A 17,086-nucleotide genomic window follows, 5' to 3' on the forward strand; every position below is an offset into this window, starting at 1 on the left:
AGGCTGTTTACTAGTGGGCGGGTAAGCCCGTTACTTGCACTGCAGTATACATGCAATGTTGGTGCCATGTGGGCACTGATCAAGCGCTCAACGCTTTGAGAGCGGCTGGATGCTAACAAAGCGCCCCTGATCAGAAAACTCAAGCCGAAAAATGCCCTGAACACCCTCTCTTGTTACAACACGGCGCAGCGCTTCGGCAGGAAAAACCACCCAGCGGCCATCCACACTACGGGTACGCACATTGGCGTAGCGACCTTCATAGTGCGCTAGGCATTCACTCTCGGAGAGATGGATAACCACATCAATGGCAGGCATAAACACTCTTAAAAAAGTAACACTTAATATTGAGCAGATAATAATAGAGCGGTACTAAAGAGGACAGCACTTACGCCCGCTAGCGACTCCCAAAGCAGGCAAATGCCGAGAAAAACAGAACGCCATATTTGCGCACCAGGGCTGGCTCGCTGATACTCAAGACTACCTATAACCATTTATACGCCGGTAACTGCTTATGGAACTCTCCTTTATGAGTGCGTTTATTGCTTCGCCCATAGCGGCCAGTAGCCCATCGTCGCCCGCTATCGCCGAAGAAGCACAGCGCCGCGCTCAAACCGACGATGCTACGCAGGTGAGCGAAGATGATCAGCGCGCCAGTGAAGCAACAGGCCCCACCCGGGCGGACGGCACCCCGTTAGCACCTGAGGAAATCCAGTATTTAGAGCAGCTAAAGCAGACTGACCGGGCGGTGCGCCAGCATGAAATGGCCCACCAGATAGCGGGCGGCCCTTATACTGGCGGCGCCTCTTACGAGTATGAGATAGGTCCTGATGGCAAGCGCTACGCGGTTGCCGGCGAAGTGCCCATTGACTACGGCCCGGTTCCTGGCGACCCACAAGCGACAGTGGAAAAAATGCAAACGGTGATCGCCGCGGCCTTAGCGCCTGCCGACCCCTCACCTAAAGATTATCAGGTCGCTGCCCAAGCGCGACAATACCTGCTGGAAGCTAAGCTGGAAGCGGCCTTAGAGCAGAGTCAAATGAATCAAGCACGTAACGATGGAGCCGCCACCAGCCCACCGGAGCAAGCCGCCTGAATCGAGCCGCCCAGGTTAAATCCCTTATAACCCTAGCGGCGTTGAAGCGTTGCCATATCCTTATTGCAGCGTTGCTAAAGAGTGCCAATCATTGCGCTGCGGCCACCCCTCCAGCCAAGCTGGCATTTCACACGGGGGCATAGGGCGAGCAATGCCATAGCCCTGGGCAAGCTCACAGCCCAATGCCATTAACGCTTTCGCATGGGCCAGGGTTTCAACACCTTCGGCTAACATCGGCCGCTTAAAGCGGTTAGCCATGTAGATTACGCTTTCCACGATTGCCATATCGTCCTGGTCGCTCAGCATATCGCGTACAAAGCTCTGATCGATTTTGATTAGATTAACGGGCAGCTGACGCAAATGCGTTAACGACGAAAAGCCCGTTCCAAAATCATCAATGGCAAACCCAACCCCTAAGGCTTGGCAACGTGCCATGTTTTTTAGCGCTGCCTGAATATCGTGCATGGCAGCGCTCTCAAGCACTTCGAGCTTAAGCATGGCAGGCGCAACCGTAGGGTAACTAGCTAGCAGCTCGGCAAGCCGCTCACTGAACTCTTTACCCAGCAGGTGGGCAGGGCTGATGTTCACGTTGATAGGCAGCACAATACCGGCTTTTTGCCATTCGGTAAGCTGCTGTAGTGCCTGCTCAATCACCCACTCCCCAAGGTCGACCTCCAGCGGCGTGGCATCAATAATGGGTAAAAACTGGGCCGGCGAGAGCAGCCCCTCATCTGGGTGCTGCCATCGAATCAACGCTTCCACGCCCACCACTCGCCCACTGGCCATATCTACCTGAGGCTGATAAAAAAGCCGCAACTCGTTGTGGTTAAGGGCATCCATGAAACGCTGACGCTGCTCATGACGCACTTGCAACAGACGATCTTGGGTGGGGTCAAAAAAGTGGTAGGTATCCCGTCCCCGCTGCTTTGCTCGGTACATAGCTTGGTGAGCATGGCGCAGCAGCACATCGCCCTGGGAGTGGTCATTTGGGTAACGTGTAATGCCCAAACTCGCGGTGAGATAGATGCTTTGTCCATCAATCACCAGCGGTTTTCGGATCGTGGTCAGCAGCTTTTCAAAGAAGTGCTCATCGTCGCTGTGGTGCAGTAGCAGCACAAACTCATCGCCTCCCACCCGCGCCAACACATCATCGCCAAACAGCAGGTGGCTAATACGCTGCGCAAAGGTGGAAAGTAAACTATCCCCGACATGGGCACCTAGCTGCTCGTTAACCGTCTGAAAATGGTCGATATCCAGGGAACATATTGCCAGCGGTAGTTGTTTGGCTTCCGCATGCTGGATCGACTCCTGAATCAACTGGGTGAGTAGCTGAAGGTTAGGCAACCCGGTCAACGCATCAAAAAAGACCTCACGTTTCAGGTGACGCGCGTGGGCAGGGATGGCGGAAAGATCAGCCAGGACAACGACATGGTGGTCGACCTGCCCCTGTGCATTACGCACGCGATTTATCGACATCATGCCAGGGTAAAACTGGCCGTCGTGGCTGCGGTAACTCACTTGGCATTTACTGCGATCCCGAAGCTGCTGTTGCTCACGCATGAAGCGCGTGGTGCGGCTGTCGTCGAGGGATAAAATGCTAAACGCCTCTAAGGATTGGCCGTAGACCTCTTCAAGGCATAAGCCGGTGAGTTCACAAAACGCGGGATTAACGTCGGCCACACAGCCGTTGGCATCGGTAATAATGATGGCTTCGTTGGCGAAATTAAACGCCGACTCAGCGCGAAGAAGCGGTGCACCGGGGGTGGTTTTCGACGCTAGGATCGTCGACATAGAAGTTATGGACCCAGTCGTTCTCGACCCAGTCGTTCTCGACCCAGTCGTTCTTGAACGTGCAGTAGCACTATCCAGTTCAGGAGCATCATGATTAGTTTGCAGAGACAACGCCAGCTCCTTAAGCAGACTCAGAGACTGACACGCGCAGCTGCGTTCTCCTCATCTAACTCAGTATAGGTTGGATTACGTTTAGCCATACTACCACCACACACAAACACTATGTTTTACATGAAACAGCGATTAGTCAACGCGACAAGGGTCAAGAAACATGCAAAAACCACCCCTACGCCGATGATGCTGGTTTAAGGCGCAACCCCTGCCGCGCCTAAAAAGCGCTGCTCCCAATAATCGATATCCAAGGGCACGCTGACCACTGCCCGGCCGCTGCCAGGGGCGTGAATCATCTGCCGGTTACCGCGATAAATCCCAACATGCGAGGCTTTCGCGCCACTGCCAAAAAACAGCAAATCCCCAGGACGGGGAGTATCAACCGCAGGCAGTGCCCGGAATTGATCATGGGCGGTACGGGGAACACGAATACCTGCTGCGCGGTAAGTCATTTCAACTAACCCCGAGCAGTCCAGCCCTTCTGGAGAGTTACCGCCAAAACGGTACGGCGTACCAATGGCTTTTTGGGCATGGGAAAGAATCAGCGCTCGCTCCATGGAGATCCCCGCCTGAGCACCAGGCGCAGATGGCGGGGCAACCTCTTTGCCGGCACACCCAGCTATCAGCAACAGGGCGAACAGCGTGATTAAGCGCTGCAGAGGCATCAACCGCCGCAAGCGGACCAGCGGCACAAAGTACATAGAGAGCACACAGGGAAACGGCATAAAACGCTCCAGCGCGGCATGTTAGCAATCGCTTTATCATGGCCTAAGAGCTGGTGACTCGCTACTGATTCATGGCGCGGTTTATTTAACGCCCAATCCACTCAACGAAGGTGGTTTCTCCCAGCGCATGGCGCTCATGGCGTAGTCGGCTCATCGCGGCATAGGGCAAATCCATCACTAAGCTATTGCAAAGCGGCTGTTCCAATACTTGACGCAGCAACGCGTTACATACAAACAGGTGGGCGACCACCAGTACATGCTTGCCCGGTGGGCTTACCAACAGTCGCCGCCAGACATCACTGACCCGAGCATCCAATGCATCTACTGTTTCCCCTTCGGGTGGAGCCGCTTGGGAAGGGTTATGCCAAAACGCGCTCATCTGCTCGCTACCCTCTTCGGCAAACACCTGAGCATGGGTTTTGCCCTCCCAGCGCCCCAAGTGAAGCTCAGCTAGGTCATCCTCCACCTGTACCGGCAGGTCGAACTCTTCACCTAACCACAGCGCAAATTCACGACAGCGCAGCAGCGGTGAGCTGATAACGGCATCATAAGGCAGCCGCCCATCCACACTTTGTCGCATCACGGCATCACTCACTTGCTGCCAACCGGCTTTACTCAGCGGATGGTCGGTACTACCACGCAGCATGCGCCCGCCGACTGGCTCGCCGTGGCGCATAATATCGATGGTCGTGATAGTGGCATTTGGAAAGCGCATGATCGCTCCTTACCCTGGCTGTCTGGCTAGATAATAGCGTGGCGTACACGGGCAGAGATCCACTCTGAGACCAATACCGTGGCAAAAATCATCACAAAGATAACGCTAACCTGGTTCCAGGCGAGGCTGTTAATCGACGCGTTAAGCTGCAAGCCGATACCGCCAGCGCCAACCAGACCTAGCACGGTAGACTCACGAATATTAATGTCCCAGCGATACACGCTGATACCCGCGAAAGCAGGCATAACCTGGGGCAGCACACCGTAGTTCATCACCTGTAGACGGCTGGCGCCGGTGGCGCTAATTGCCTCAACGGGGGTGGGGTGAATCTCTTCAATGGCCTCATAGAGCAGCTTGCCGACAAAACCAATTGAGCGCAGCGCGATGGCGATGATTCCCGCCAGCACACCGGGGCCAAGAATGGTGACCAGCAGCATGGCCCAAATCAGCGAGTTAATAGAGCGCGATGAGACGATAACGGTGAGCGCTAGGCTGCGTACCAGCGGGTGCGGCGTAGTGTTGCGTGCGGCTAAAAATGCCACAGGAAACGCCATGGCAATGCCCAGCACGGTGCCTAACGTAGCGATGTTCAGCGTATCCCACATGGGCTTCCATAGCACGCTGGCATACTCCCAACGCGGCGGCATCATTCGGCTGATCAAGTCGCTGCCTTGGCGGCCCGCATCTTCGACAAACACCCACATGGTGTTATCAGAAATCACTTTCCAGCACAGTAGAAACAGGCTGATGCCGACAAGCCAGGCGGCGTACTGAAGCCACTGGGCGCGAGTAGTGCGCCGCTGCCACAGCGGCGCGCCCTGGGGTGTTGTTGAAACTGGCATAACGTTTCCTCTTAAAGACAAGCGGCGTGGGGTTATTGCGTCCAGCGACGAACGTAGCTGGAGGCGTACTCGCTCATCAGTACAATCGCGATGATAATTAACAAGATGGCGGCAGAAGTACCGTACTCATAACGGCTGAGTGAGGTGTTGAGAGTCGCGCCAATGCCGCCCGCCCCGACAATGCCAATCACCGATGACTCACGGAAGTTGATATCCAGCCGGTACATCGACAAGCCAATTAAGCGCGGCATCACCTGGGGTTGGATGGCATGGTTCATGGTTTGCCACCAGCTCGCCCCGGTGGCGCGCACGGCTTCTACCTGCCGCCAGTCGAGGTCTTCAATATCTTCTGCCAGCAGTTTGGCCATAAAGCCAATGGTGGCAAACGCCAAGGTCAGCATCCCGGCAAACGGCCCAAAGCCGAACATCACCACAAATAGAATCGCGATGATAATTTCCTGGAAGGTGCGCGAGACCGCAATAATGGCGCGGCATACTGCGTAGATGGGTAAGGGCGAGATATTGCGCGCCGCCCCCAACCCCACGGGAATCGCCAGCAACACGCCAATCACCGTAGAGGTTAACGTCATGGTGAGGCTTTCCAGCAGACCCGCCATAATGTCGTTTTGGCGACTAACAAAGTCGGGCTGCAAAAATGCCCCGAGAAAATTCAGTGCGCGCCCAGAACCTTCCGCCACACGCGCCCAGTTTACTTCGACAGACGCTAATGCGAGCACCAAATACACGACGCCGCCCAGCACCAACCCCCAGCGCATACGCGGATTATCAATCAGCGGTAGCCTCCGCCAATGGCCTTGGCGTGCCGCCTGTTGACGCGCCAGCGTATCAACACCGCTCATAGCGCGCCTCCGCTGGCAACACTGGCCAACGGCCGCTGCGTGTGGGCAGCATAGGGTTGGCGAGTGAACGCATTTTCCTTCTCTTCAACATCGCCACTCTCAACAGGCTCAGGCGACGTATCCCAATACTCTTCACCGTATATCGTGGTAAGAATCTCGCTGGTTAGCTCACTTGGCTTGCCATCAAAGACGATTTCACCTGCCCGCAACCCCACAATACGGTCGGCAAACTGCTTCGCCAGCGCCACATCGTGAATATTAATGATCGCTGCAAGTTCCCGTTCAGCGCATAGCTCACGAATCAGTCGCATGATTTGCCGGGAAGTTTTTGGGTCAAGGCTCGCGGTGGGTTCATCGACCAGGAGCAGCTTAGGGCTTTGTAACAGCGCACGGGCTATGCCAACCCGCTGGCGCTGGCCGCCAGAGAGCGCATCGGCGCGCTTGTCGATGGCATGGGGAAGGCCAACCCGTTCAAGTAGCCGAAACGCCTCGGTCACGGCTTCCTGAGGGTAACGGCGCAAAAAGCTACGCCAGAATCCAACATAGCCTAGCTGACCGGAGAGCACGTTATCCATCACGGTTAAGCGATCCACCAAGGCGTATTCCTGGAAGATCATCCCCATGGAGCGACGCGCGTGGCGCAGACGATTGCCTGATAGCTTCGTCAGCTCGATATCTTCCAACCGAATGCTGCCTTGGGTGGGCTCCACCAAGCGATTAACACAGCGAATCAGGGTGCTTTTACCCGCCCCAGACGGCCCAATCAGCGCCATGACCTGGCCTTTGGGAAGCGCCAGCTCGATATCAGTAAGCGCACGATCCCCAGTGGGGTAACGTTTGCCAACGCCGGTAAGTGTCAACATGGGTTTTACCTCATCTTCATAACGGTTCGGCCAGAAGGTTGCCCTTCTGGCCGATGGGGTTGCACAGCTGCCAAAGGGTTAATCGCAGTCGTAAGTCACACCGTTGGCTTCAGCAATGGTGCGAATCACAGACCAATGCTCTTCATAGGTGATCGGGATAAACTGCGCTTCACCGGAATTGGCAAACTCAGCCTCAAGGGCGGTGCCTTCCCAGTCGTAGCTGAAGAATGCGTCTTGAATTTGCTGGGCAAGCTCAGGCTTTAGATTGTGGGCAACGCCATAAGCCGTGGTGGGGAAGGTTTCGGAGGTATAGATAATCTCGTAATCGCCTTCGCTTACCACACCGCGCGAGATCATCCGAGTAGCCACCGAGTTAGCAATGGCGGCAGCATCGTAATCTTTATTCACTACACCTAGCACAGAGTTATCGTGAGAGCCGGAGAACGCGGTCTTGTAATCGTTATCGGCTTCTAACCCATACTCAGAGCGCAGCAGCGCAGAGGGCGCACGGAAACCAGAGTTAGAGGTTTCTGAGGTAAACGCCAATTGGCGACCTTCAAGGTCTTCAACGGACTCAATACCGCTACCGGGATAGGTAATAATTTCCATCTCATAGCCGTAGCTACCATCTTCACTCGCCATAATGGCGAAGGGGCGAAAGCCACCACAGTTAACAGCAACCGGCACACCGCCTGTGTTGAAACCCGCGACATGCAAGCGGCCTGCACGCAGCGCCTCTTGCTGGGCAGCATTCGACTGCACGGGGAAGAACTGCACACGCTTACCGGTTGCTTCGCTTAGATGATCCAGAAAGCCAGACCATACATCCGCATAAACAGCAGGGTCTTCAACCGGCGTATAGGCAAAGACCAAGGTGTCCGGGTCGACCCACTGAGACTCGTCAGTCGGTGCATCGGCAACCATATCGCCATCGTTGTCTACGTAGCGCGAGGAGAGGTCGGCGGAGGCGTTAACTGCTGCCAGCGCAAATGCACTTGCAACAGCAGCGCTAATCAATGTGCGGGAAAGCGAGTTAGAAAGCGTGGGAGCGTGCATGCATCACCTAAGTGGCTGTTCAAAGATGACGCTATCCTGCCAAGCCTGCATGACAGCAGCGGGTCACTCTCGTGACAACCTAGTGACGTCTCAATGACAGCAAAGTGACACCCCTTAGCTAAGGCAGCACGCGTCAGTTCCGTCGATCTATAAAGAGACTATTACCGACTATTTTTTTCGCCTGATGTTTTAGCTCGGAAAGTTGGGCGGCAATGTCCAGTGCCTTGCAGGTGCTGGGGTCGATAATGGGTTTAACCGCAATCGACACGCTAACAAAGGGAAAGAACGCCGTAGCACCTTGGCGGCTTTCAATAGTGATACCGCCCTGCAGCAAGCGCGACAGCAAAATAATCACGAGATCACCGCGGGCCTAGCCATAAGCATCGTTAAACGCTTTGAAATTATCTAAGTCGACGTAGGCGGCTGCGAACACTTAGCGGGCCCCTTTGGGCCCGCTACTCTTTTTGTACTGACTTTAGTTAACGGTAATTCTGGCAATTTCCTCGCGCCATGATGGCTTCAGCGATGCGTTCTATTCCCTGGCGGTAGGCGGCTTGGCGATAGGTGACTTTCTCTTTCTCCGCCCGCGCCAACACGCTTTCTGCCTGCACACCCAGCAGGCTATCTAGGCGCTGATTGACCTCTTCTTCTAGCCATTTTTCGCCTGCGCGGTTCTGCAGCCACTCAAAATAGCTAACAATGACGCCGCCAGTATTAGCCAAGACATCAGGTAGCACAGGTATTTCGCGTTTGGCTAATACATCATCGGCATCGCTGGTTAACGGCCCGTTAGCAATTTCAAGAATCGCCCCCGCCTGCACATCGTCAACGTTATCGCAGTGAATTTGGTTCTCTAGTGCCGCTAACGCCAACACATCCACCTCAAGCGACAGCAGTTTATCGCCTGCCAGTGATTTACCTTGTTTACTCTTGGATAACGAACCGTGCTTGTCTTTGTCCTGCTTCGCAGCGTCAACATCAAGCCCGTCCGCGCTGTAAATAGCGCCGCTTGAGTCCGATACCGCCACAATTTTATAACCCCGCTCACTGGCTAGTCGGGCAAAATGATAAGCAGCATTACCAAATCCCTGCACGGCAACGGTGGTCTCTTCTGGCTTGCGCTCTTCGCGCTCGGCCCACAAATTCAGCACTTTTAACGCGCCGCGCCCGGTGGCCGCTACCCGACCCGGGGAGCCCCCTAGAGACAGCGGCTTACCTGTGATAGCGGCAGGCGCTTGGGCACGCACGATATGTTCGTACTCATCAATCATCCAGCCCATTACCGTAGCATCGGTATTTACATCCGGGGCGGGAATATCTCGGTCTGGCCCCATAATATCGGCAATGGCACGAATATAGCCCCGAGCCAACCGCTCTCGCTCAAGGGAGGAGAGGGCCTTGGCATCTACCTGTACACCACCTTTCCCCCCGCCATAAGGTAAGCTAACCACCGCGCACTTCACCGCCATCCAGAAACTTAGCGTGGTGACTTCGTGCTGATTAACGTCCGTATGGAAACGCACGCCACCTTTGGCAGGCCCTAAGCTGGTATCGTACTGAACCCGCCAAGCGGGGAAGGCCTTCAGGCTTCCGTCATCCATGCGGATTGGCACACTTACCTGCAACGATAGGCTCGGCTGCATCAACCGTGCCTGGGCATCCGGGTGAATATCCAACGCTTCAAATACCGCCTCCAGCCGCGAGCGGGCATCTTCAAAAAGCGCCGCGCCTGTTTCAGGGGTCAGGGCTTGCAGCGTCTTCTTTTCAGCTTGCGGTTTACGTGTTTTGGATGCTTGCTGCTTTGCTTTATGCTTTTTCGCTTTCGCATTGGCCATGTAGCACTCTCCTTCTGCTTGATAGGCGCCAGCGCCTGCTCATAAGGGACCTAGCACTTTGTAAGCGTAGCAGCTTGGTAAATGCACACGCTTTTTAACTTGCGAAATCCCAGCTTTTTCTCACACTTAGGCTATTCGCACGGATGCCCAGGGAGAACATAGTGAGTCCAATAACACGTAGCGCCCTAGCTTGGGGAAGCCTTTACAGTTTACTTGCCCTGCTGCCGATAGGCTGGCTGCTGCTCTCACCACCAACACCCCGCAGTTGGCTTGGTGAAGCGGCGGTGTTGCTTGGCGCACTCGCCCTAAGCATCATGGCACTGCAGGCGTTAATATCGGGCCGACACGCTTGGTTTGCCCATGAGATCGGTTTTGATAACGTACTCCAGTTTCATCGCCAGATCGGTATTGGGGCGCTTTTCCTGGTTATTGCCCACCCCGTTGCCCTGTTTATCGCCCACCCTTCGCTGATTCACTTTCTTGACCCACGAGAAGAAACCCTGCGCGCCCTAACCCTGATAGCGCTGCTAGGTGCCAGCATTGTGCTGATTATTAGCTCGCTCTGGCGAAAACGTTTTGGGCTACCATATGAGTGGTGGCACCTACTCCATGGCGGCTTAGCGCTGTTTATCGTTTTTGGGGGGCTTGGCCACGCCATAATGGCCCAGCGTTACACTGAGGGCTTGGTTACCTCGATGGGTCTGGCGCTGCTTATTCTGATTCCGGCCTGCTTGGTACTCGAAACCCGCTTATTAAGGCCATGGCGTATGCGCCGTCGCCCCTGGCGCGTGGTGGACACAAAGCTTGAGCGCGGCGATACCACCACACTGACGCTTGAACCCGCAGGCCCTCACCGCTTCACTTTCCAACCGGGGCAATTCTTCTGGATTACCCTGGGCGACACCCCATGGTCGCTACAGCAACACCCTTTTTCGCTCTCATCAAGCGCTGCCAGCAGTGGTCGTATAACCTTCAGCGCTAAACGCCTGGGCGACTTTACCCGACAACTACCCAAGGTAACCGCCAATACACCTGCGTTTATTGAGGGCCCATTTGGCGCTTTCATCCCTCGCCCCAACAATCCCTCGGGGCTAGTAATGATCGCAGGGGGAATTGGCATTACGCCGTTTATGAGCATGCTCTACACCTTTCGCGACCAGCAAGACCGCCAACCGATTTGGCTGATTTATGCCAACCCCACCTGGCAAGAAGCCACCTTCCGTGACAACCTGGATGAATTGGCTCAGCAACTTAACTTAACGCTGATTCACGTTATTTCAGACCCCCATGAGGGCTGGGAAGGGGAAGTGGGCTACGTTGACCAAGATCTCCTGGCCCGCTGCTTGCCCCAGGATGATGGGAAGCGTGACTACTTTATTTGCGGCCCGGACCCCATGATGGATAGTGCTGAAAAGGGCTTAATTGCCCAGGGCATCGCCCCCACCCATATTTTCTCCGACCGCTTTGACATCGTTTAGGGAGTTTTTATGCTGCATAACTACGCAAGATACGCAGGGGGGCTAGTGCTGGCGCTATTAGTCGCCGTTGTGCTCCTGGCAGCGTACGCCCTGCAATGATTCACGAGTGCCTTCTGTGATAGTGAGCAACGCGCCCAGCGAGCACTACTCCGCTCACCTTAGCTCTCAAGCAGCCCGCGACTTAGCGTGGCTAATCGCCACACCGGATGTCGTTGAGCTACCGCCGCCCATCCCCTGTGGCGGCAAGCCAACGCAACAAGAGCTTGGTTTGACGGACAGCATAGACGCCTGGTTGGCGCAGCTTACGCCAAAGCTGAACGCGCTGGATGGCAGGTTAGCTACCCGTATGGGCCACTACCACGAACAGCTTTGGCACCTGCTGTTAGATAATGCCCCTACTACCCGGCTTTTGGCCAAGAACCTACGCATTACGCAGCGGCGCAACACGCTCGGCGAGCTGGATATGCTCTACCGTACCCGCGACAACACCGCTCCCGTGCATTTGGAAGTAGCCATTAAGTTCTACCTAGGGCTACCCGAAGGGCCGGGAGATGCCACCAGCCAAAGCCGCTGGATTGGCCCTGGCGGGCTAGACAGCCTAGCGCTGAAATGCAGCCATCTGCGCCACCATCAGCTGCCCATTTCGAGTACCGCCGTCGCGCAGGCACTGATCACCCAATGGCTAGCGCCAAGGGACCTTGGCCCCACCGCGCCGCTTAACGGCCAGCTCACCCAGCGCCTAGCCATGCCCGGCGTACTGTTTTATCCCTGGCACACGGCAATGCCGCCGCCCATCGGGGCAACAGCCAATCATCGGCGCGGTAGGTGGTGTTATATAAAAGATTGGCCAGCGCTTGCAGCCCAAACGAGTGAGTCACTGCACATGGCGTGGTTGGAGAAACCCCATTGGCTGGCCCCGCCACCTAAAGCGGCGTTTCAGCCAGCCAACGAGGAAATGGCAATCGTGAAGCCACTGATTGAGCGCTACGGGCCACAGCAGGTGATGCTTTACGACCCAGAAGCGGAGACAGGAACAGCAACAGCAACAAAGATGCAGCCACTGGAGCGTCTCATCCTTGTCCCCAATGACTGGCCACGCCAAGTGCCGCTGCCGCCCCGCCCTCGCGATTAAACAATCACTTCGCTAAACAGCCACCTTGCCGTTAAACAGCTACTTTGCGGTTAAACAACGACTAAGTTATCGCGGTGGATCAACTCGTGAGCTTCTACGTACCCCAGGATTGCTTCAATCTGGTGGCTTGGCTGGCCTGCTAACTGACGAGCTTCCTCAGCTCCATAGTTGACCAACCCTTTGGCCACGCGCGTGCCCTGCTCATCCACGCACAGCACCATATCACCGCGCTTAAAGCTGCCCTGCACTTCGCGCACGCCCACTGCCAGAAGGCTAGAGCCTTTGCCACGCAGTACGTTCACCGCGCCGGCATCTAGCACCAAGGTGCCCCGCACCTGCAATTGCCCCGCCAGCCAGCGCTTGCGGGCGGCGATAGGTGCCTGGTCAGGCCGCAACAAGGTTCCCAGCGCTTCGCCTGCCATGACGCGAGAAATAACGTCTGGCTGACGACCACTGGCAATCACCGTGACTGCGCCAGAACGGGCCGCGAGCTGCGCCGCGCGTATTTTGGTGCTCATACCACCGCGCCCCAAGGCCCCACCACTGCCTGCTACAGCGGCTAGCCGTGGATCGTCAGCGCGCCCTTCGGCAATCATCTGAGCATTGGGGTCGTGGCGAGGGTCGGCGTCAAACAGCCCCTCTTGGTCGGTAAGCAGCAGCAGTGCATCGGCTTCTAACAGGTTGGCAACCAGCGCGCCGAGGGTGTCGTTATCGCCAAAGCGAATCTCGTCGGTGACCACGGTATCGTTTTCATTGATCACCGGCACCACGCGCATCTCGACCAAGGTACGCAGCGCCGACAGCGCGTTGAGATAGCGCTTGCGGTTAGACAGGTCATCGTGGGTAAGCAGAATCTGAGCCGTTAACATGCCGTGGCGAGCAAAATGCTGCTCGTAGCACTGGGTAAGGCCGTTCTGGCCCACCGCTGCGGCGGCTTGAAGCTCATGGACAGCGCTGGGGCGTGCTTGCCACCCCAGACGCACCATACCGGCGGCAACCGCGCCGGATGAGACCAGCACGACCTCGATACCCTGCTGATGCAGCGTGGCGATCTGGTCGACCCAGCCACCAATCGCCACCTCGTCCAAGCCACGGCCATCGTTGGTGAGCAGCGCGCTACCAATTTTAACCACTACCCGGCGGGCGCTGCTTAACGCCTCCCGGCCGGGCAACTGCTCATTGCTTTCCACGTCGCGACTCTCCCAAGCCTTTTCGCTCACAGCCTTGCTTCCGTTAACCCTGTTGACGCTTCCCACTCAACCGAGGGTCGGTTATGGGGCGTACTCTACCTCGACATCGTAATCATCATCGTCGAAATCGTCGTCGTCTTCGTCATCGTCCCGCTTACGGCGGCGGCCAAGACGCGCTTCCGTACGGGCTACTGACTCCTCTTCCATGCGGCGGCGCATTTCCTGCTCGCGGGCATGAGCTTCTTCATCTTCATTTTCCAGACGCTGCTGCTCGGTCAACCAGCGATACGCTGCCTGTACCAGCTTGTCAGTGCCGTCGTTGCTGATTGCCGAGATGCGGAATACCGGGCCATCCCAGTTCAGCGCTTGGATAATCGCCTCGGCGCGGGCTTCGCGCTCATCTTCTGGCAGCAGGTCAAACTTGTTCAGCACCAACCAACGGGGCCGCTCAGAAAGGGCTGGCGAGAACTGACCAAGCTCGTGAATAATCGCCTGCGCCGCTTCCACCGGGTCGGACTCATCGAAAGGTGCCACATCCACCACGTGGAACAGCAGACGCGTGCGGGTCAGGTGCTTCAAGAAACGCAGCCCCAAGCCCGCGCCGTCAGAGGCACCTTCAATCAGCCCCGGCACATCTGCCATCACAAAGTGCTCGTGCATACCCAGCTTCACCACGCCCAGGTTAGGCACCAGGGTAGTGAACGGGTAGTTGGCTACTTTGGGCTTGGCCGCAGATACCGAACGGATCAGCGTAGACTTACCCGCATTCGGCATGCCAAGCAGACCCACGTCCGCCATTACCTTCATTTCCAGGCGCAGGTTACGGCGGTCGCCTTCGGTGCCCGGCGTGGTGCGGCGAGGCGCACGGTTGGTCGAAGATTTAAAGTGAATATTGCCCAACCCACGGCGACCACCTTCGGCCACCAGTACCACCTGACCGATATCGGTGACATCGGCGATGACCTCAAGGGTATCCTCATCGATCACCGTGGTGCCCACCGGCACTTTCACGTGCAGGTCTTCACCGGCTTTACCACTCATCTGACGGCCCATGCCACCCTGGCCGTTTTCAGCTTTATAAAAACGCTGAAACTTGAAGTCAATCAAGGTATTCAGTGAATCGTCACCAATCAGGTAGACGCTACCACCATGGCCACCATCGCCACCATCAGGGCCACCTTTGGGCACATATTTTTCGCGGCGAAAGCTCAGACAGCCATTGCCGCCTTTACCTGCCTCAACAATAATCGAGGCTTCATCGACGAACTGCATTGGATTCTCCCGGCCGCTTCCGCCGCCCTAACTGCAATATCCCGCCCATTAATAACAGGCAAAAGGGATCGAAAAGACAAAAAAGCCCCGCCATGGCGGGGCTTTTATTTCGTCATCTTCGCTCTGCGCAACAGCTGTTGCTTAGGCAGAAACGATGCTAACGAATTTACGGTTGTTCGGACCTTTGGTCTCGAACTTCACGAAGCCGTCGTTCAGAGCGAACAGCGTGTGATCACGGCCTAAGCCAACGCCAGTGCCTGCATGGAAACGTGTGCCACGCTGACGAACGATGATGCTACCTGCGCTGGCTGCTTGGCCACCGAACAGTTTCACACCTAAGCGTTTGGACTCGGAATCGCGACCGTTGCGCGTGGAGCCGGCTGCCTTTTTATGTGCCATTGCAAAATCCTCCTAAAGGAAATAGCTGCTTACGCAGAAATTCCGGTAATTTTGACTTCAGTGAACCACTGACGGTGGCCCTGACGCTTCATGCTGTGCTTCCGGCGACGGAATTTGATGATCGTTACTTTATCGCCACGGCCGTGGGAAACGATCTCAGCAGACACTTTGGCACCGCCGATGAAGGGCGCGCCAATGTTTACGTCGTCGCCGTCTGCAACCAGCAGCACTTCATCAAACTCAATCGTTTCGCCGGTAGCGACTTCGATTTTTTCGAGCTTGAGGGTTTGACCTTCTTTAACACGGTACTGTTTGCCACCGCTTTTAATAACTGCGTACATGTCGCTCTCCGGACTTGTCGTTAATGCCGGTTACGCCCCGCGTAACCAACGCTCATCGCCTTCCGCTCTTATCGACCTGCTGCGAGTGGCGCCCCTTTTGGCAGCCATCTGACAGGGAGCATGATGAGTGGGTCGCGAATTATAGCGACTATCGCTGTCTACCACAAGACTACAAGGCCTTGTCAATCACACCTTACGCCATGAGCGCTTAGCTCTACCTTGACGCCTCACAACCAGCCCCATAGCATGGCCTCAACTACCCCACCCCCGCGATGAACGGAACCCATGACAGCCAACGTCTCTCAAACCCCGCCTGCCAGCCCAACGCCTTCACCGCTGCACGCCGTGGTGGCCGATGACTTTGACGCCGTAAACCGCACCATTGTCGCGCAGCTGAACTCCAAGGTGCCGCTGGTCGAAACCATCGGCCAATACATTATTGAAAGCGGTGGTAAACGCCTGCGTCCGCTGCTGGTGCTGCTGGCGGCCCGCTCGCTAGGCTATGAGGGCGACAAACATATTACGCTCGCCACGCTGATCGAATTTATGCACACCTCCACCCTATTGCACGACGACGTGGTGGATGAGTCGCACATGCGGCGTGGCAAAAAAACCGCCAACGACGCCTGGGGCAACGCACCTTCCGTGCTGGTAGGTGACTTCCTCTATTCGCGCTCATTTCAAATGATGGTCGATGTAGGTTCCATGCGCATCATGGCAATTCTTTCCAGCGCTACCTGCATTATCGCCGAAGGGGAAGTGCTGCAACTGACTAACATTGGCAACCCCAGCATTTCTGAAGCGGACTACTTTGAAACTATTCAAGGTAAAACCGCCATGCTGTTTGAGGCCGCCTCCCACAGCGGTGCCGTACTTGCAGACGCTACACCTGGCCAAGAGCGCGCCCTGCAGTATTACGGCCGTTATCTAGGCCTCGCCTTCCAGCTCATCGACGACCTGCTGGACTACCAAGGCGATGCCGAAGCCATGGGTAAAAACGTTGGCGACGACTTAGCAGAAGGCAAACCTACCCTGCCACTGATTCATGCCATGGAACGCGGCACGCCGGACCAGGCTAAGCTGATCCGTCAAGTGATTCGCCAGGGTGGGCTTGAGCAGCTCAACGAAGTGCTTGAGATCATCAACGCCACCGGTGCGCTGGAATATACCCGTGCACGCGCCGTTGAGATGGCCAATAAAGCCCTAGCTGAACTGGACGCCCTGCCCCCTAGCCCCTACCGTGATAGCATGGCGAACATCGCACGCTTAGCGGTTGATCGCAAAGCATAAAGTCCGCGCAACAAAGCAACGGAGCACGTAAAAAGAGGCTTGAAAAAAGCCCTTCGCCTGCGTATGATTCGCTCCGTTGTTAAGCGCTGCCTA

At 56.1% G+C, this 17,086-nt stretch carries 18 protein-coding genes; 4 read left to right on the forward strand and 14 right to left on the reverse strand.

Annotation, left to right across the window (positions count from 1 at the left end):
* Window positions 1-87: 87 nt before the first annotated feature.
* Window positions 88-315 (reverse strand): hypothetical protein, encoded by a 228-nt coding sequence (locus BB497_02455; GenBank protein AVI61641.1) that lies wholly within the window; start codon window positions 313-315, stop codon window positions 88-90.
* A gap of 196 nt (window positions 316-511) precedes the next feature.
* Between BB497_02455 and BB497_02460 the strand changes: the two genes are divergently transcribed.
* Window positions 512-1,093, forward strand: coding sequence for a hypothetical protein (locus BB497_02460; GenBank protein AVI61642.1), 582 nt, complete (start codon window positions 512-514; stop codon window positions 1,091-1,093).
* A 60-nt stretch (window positions 1,094-1,153) separates the two neighbouring features.
* On the opposite strand, the gene BB497_02465 is transcribed toward BB497_02460, so the two are convergent.
* The 9 genes from BB497_02465 to BB497_02505 form a co-directional block, all read right to left on the reverse strand.
* Complete coding sequence (locus BB497_02465) at window positions 1,154-2,884, reverse strand: diguanylate cyclase (GenBank protein ID AVI61643.1); 1,731 nt, start codon at window positions 2,882-2,884, stop codon at window positions 1,154-1,156.
* Between the two features lie 305 nt (window positions 2,885-3,189).
* Complete coding sequence (locus BB497_02470; protein ID AVI64236.1) at window positions 3,190-3,660, reverse strand: glycoside hydrolase; 471 nt, start codon at window positions 3,658-3,660, stop codon at window positions 3,190-3,192.
* A 145-nt stretch (window positions 3,661-3,805) separates the two neighbouring features.
* On the reverse strand, window positions 3,806-4,435 hold the full coding sequence (locus tag BB497_02475; GenBank protein AVI61644.1) for an alpha-ribazole phosphatase: 630 nt from the start codon (window positions 4,433-4,435) through the stop codon (window positions 3,806-3,808).
* Window positions 4,436-4,461: 26 nt separating this feature from the next.
* Window positions 4,462-5,277 (reverse strand): phosphonate ABC transporter, permease protein PhnE, encoded by an 816-nt coding sequence (locus BB497_02480; protein ID AVI61645.1) that lies wholly within the window; start codon window positions 5,275-5,277, stop codon window positions 4,462-4,464.
* Between the two features lie 32 nt (window positions 5,278-5,309).
* Window positions 5,310-6,137 carry a phosphonate ABC transporter, permease protein PhnE gene (locus tag BB497_02485; protein ID AVI61646.1) on the reverse strand — a complete coding sequence of 276 codons (828 nt, stop codon included), beginning with the start codon at window positions 6,135-6,137 and terminating at the stop codon, window positions 5,310-5,312.
* Entirely contained in the window at window positions 6,134-7,000 is an 867-nt protein-coding gene (locus tag BB497_02490) for a phosphonate ABC transporter ATP-binding protein (GenBank protein AVI61647.1), read from the reverse strand. Before BB497_02490 ends, BB497_02485 begins: the two co-directional genes overlap by 4 nt.
* Before the next feature lie 78 nt (window positions 7,001-7,078).
* A complete protein-coding gene (locus tag BB497_02495; GenBank protein AVI61648.1) occupies window positions 7,079-8,056 on the reverse strand; it encodes a phosphonate ABC transporter substrate-binding protein in 978 nt (325 codons plus the stop codon).
* A gap of 133 nt (window positions 8,057-8,189) precedes the next feature.
* The gene (locus BB497_02500) at window positions 8,190-8,411 is read right to left on the reverse strand and encodes a hypothetical protein (GenBank protein ID AVI61649.1); all 222 of its coding nucleotides are present in this window, start codon (window positions 8,409-8,411) and stop codon (window positions 8,190-8,192) included.
* 124 nt (window positions 8,412-8,535) lie between these two features.
* Entirely contained in the window at window positions 8,536-9,753 is a 1,218-nt protein-coding gene (locus BB497_02505; protein AVI64237.1) for a glutamate dehydrogenase, read from the reverse strand.
* Between the two features lie 296 nt (window positions 9,754-10,049).
* Between BB497_02505 and BB497_02510 the strand changes: the two genes are divergently transcribed.
* Both BB497_02510 and BB497_02515 read left to right on the forward strand, forming a co-directional pair.
* A complete protein-coding gene (locus BB497_02510; protein ID AVI64238.1) occupies window positions 10,050-11,369 on the forward strand; it encodes a hypothetical protein in 1,320 nt (439 codons plus the stop codon).
* A 115-nt stretch (window positions 11,370-11,484) separates the two neighbouring features.
* Window positions 11,485-12,501, forward strand: a complete 1,017-nt coding sequence (locus BB497_02515) for a hypothetical protein (protein AVI64239.1) — start codon at window positions 11,485-11,487, stop codon at window positions 12,499-12,501.
* A gap of 50 nt (window positions 12,502-12,551) precedes the next feature.
* Here BB497_02515 and BB497_02520 read toward each other — a convergent pair whose 3' ends face one another.
* The 4 genes from BB497_02520 to BB497_02535 form a co-directional block, all read right to left on the reverse strand.
* The gene (locus tag BB497_02520; GenBank protein AVI61650.1) at window positions 12,552-13,691 is read right to left on the reverse strand and encodes a glutamate 5-kinase; all 1,140 of its coding nucleotides are present in this window, start codon (window positions 13,689-13,691) and stop codon (window positions 12,552-12,554) included.
* Between the two features lie 81 nt (window positions 13,692-13,772).
* Window positions 13,773-14,963 (reverse strand): GTPase ObgE, encoded by a 1,191-nt coding sequence (gene obgE / locus BB497_02525; protein ID AVI61651.1) that lies wholly within the window; start codon window positions 14,961-14,963, stop codon window positions 13,773-13,775.
* A gap of 141 nt (window positions 14,964-15,104) precedes the next feature.
* The gene (locus tag BB497_02530) at window positions 15,105-15,362 is read right to left on the reverse strand and encodes a 50S ribosomal protein L27 (GenBank protein ID AVI61652.1); all 258 of its coding nucleotides are present in this window, start codon (window positions 15,360-15,362) and stop codon (window positions 15,105-15,107) included.
* Between the two features lie 29 nt (window positions 15,363-15,391).
* Window positions 15,392-15,703 (reverse strand): 50S ribosomal protein L21, encoded by a 312-nt coding sequence (locus tag BB497_02535; GenBank protein AVI61653.1) that lies wholly within the window; start codon window positions 15,701-15,703, stop codon window positions 15,392-15,394.
* Window positions 15,704-15,988: 285 nt separating this feature from the next.
* Here BB497_02535 and BB497_02540 point away from each other — a divergent pair, with 285 nt between their 5' ends.
* Window positions 15,989-16,993: an octaprenyl diphosphate synthase gene (locus tag BB497_02540; GenBank protein ID AVI61654.1), complete on the forward strand. Its 1,005-nt coding sequence runs from the start codon at window positions 15,989-15,991 to the stop codon at window positions 16,991-16,993.
* Window positions 16,994-17,086 lie beyond the last annotated feature (93 nt).

This window comes from Halomonas sp. GFAJ-1, from assembly GCA_002966495.1.
In the GTDB taxonomy this organism is placed as follows: Bacteria; Pseudomonadota; Gammaproteobacteria; order Pseudomonadales; family Halomonadaceae; genus Vreelandella.

Coding starts and splice junctions, on each gene's coding strand:
- BB497_02470 (AVI64236.1), bottom strand. CDS start 3,660: ATGCCTCTGCAGCGCTTAATCACGCTGTTCGCCCTGTTGCTGATAGCT.
- BB497_02530 (AVI61652.1), bottom strand. CDS start 15,362: ATGGCACATAAAAAGGCAGCCGGCTCCACGCGCAACGGTCGCGATTCC.
- BB497_02455 (AVI61641.1), bottom strand. CDS start 315: ATGCCTGCCATTGATGTGGTTATCCATCTCTCCGAGAGTGAATGCCTA.
- BB497_02460 (AVI61642.1), top strand. CDS start 512: ATGGAACTCTCCTTTATGAGTGCGTTTATTGCTTCGCCCATAGCGGCC.
- BB497_02495 (AVI61648.1), bottom strand. CDS start 8,056: ATGCACGCTCCCACGCTTTCTAACTCGCTTTCCCGCACATTGATTAGC.
- BB497_02535 (AVI61653.1), bottom strand. CDS start 15,703: ATGTACGCAGTTATTAAAAGCGGTGGCAAACAGTACCGTGTTAAAGAA.
- BB497_02490 (AVI61647.1), bottom strand. CDS start 7,000: ATGTTGACACTTACCGGCGTTGGCAAACGTTACCCCACTGGGGATCGT.
- BB497_02475 (AVI61644.1), bottom strand. CDS start 4,435: ATGCGCTTTCCAAATGCCACTATCACGACCATCGATATTATGCGCCAC.
- BB497_02485 (AVI61646.1), bottom strand. CDS start 6,137: ATGAGCGGTGTTGATACGCTGGCGCGTCAACAGGCGGCACGCCAAGGC.
- BB497_02465 (AVI61643.1), bottom strand. CDS start 2,884: ATGTCGACGATCCTAGCGTCGAAAACCACCCCCGGTGCACCGCTTCTT.
- BB497_02480 (AVI61645.1), bottom strand. CDS start 5,277: ATGCCAGTTTCAACAACACCCCAGGGCGCGCCGCTGTGGCAGCGGCGC.
- BB497_02540 (AVI61654.1), top strand. CDS start 15,989: ATGACAGCCAACGTCTCTCAAACCCCGCCTGCCAGCCCAACGCCTTCA.
- obgE (AVI61651.1), bottom strand. CDS start 14,963: ATGCAGTTCGTCGATGAAGCCTCGATTATTGTTGAGGCAGGTAAAGGC.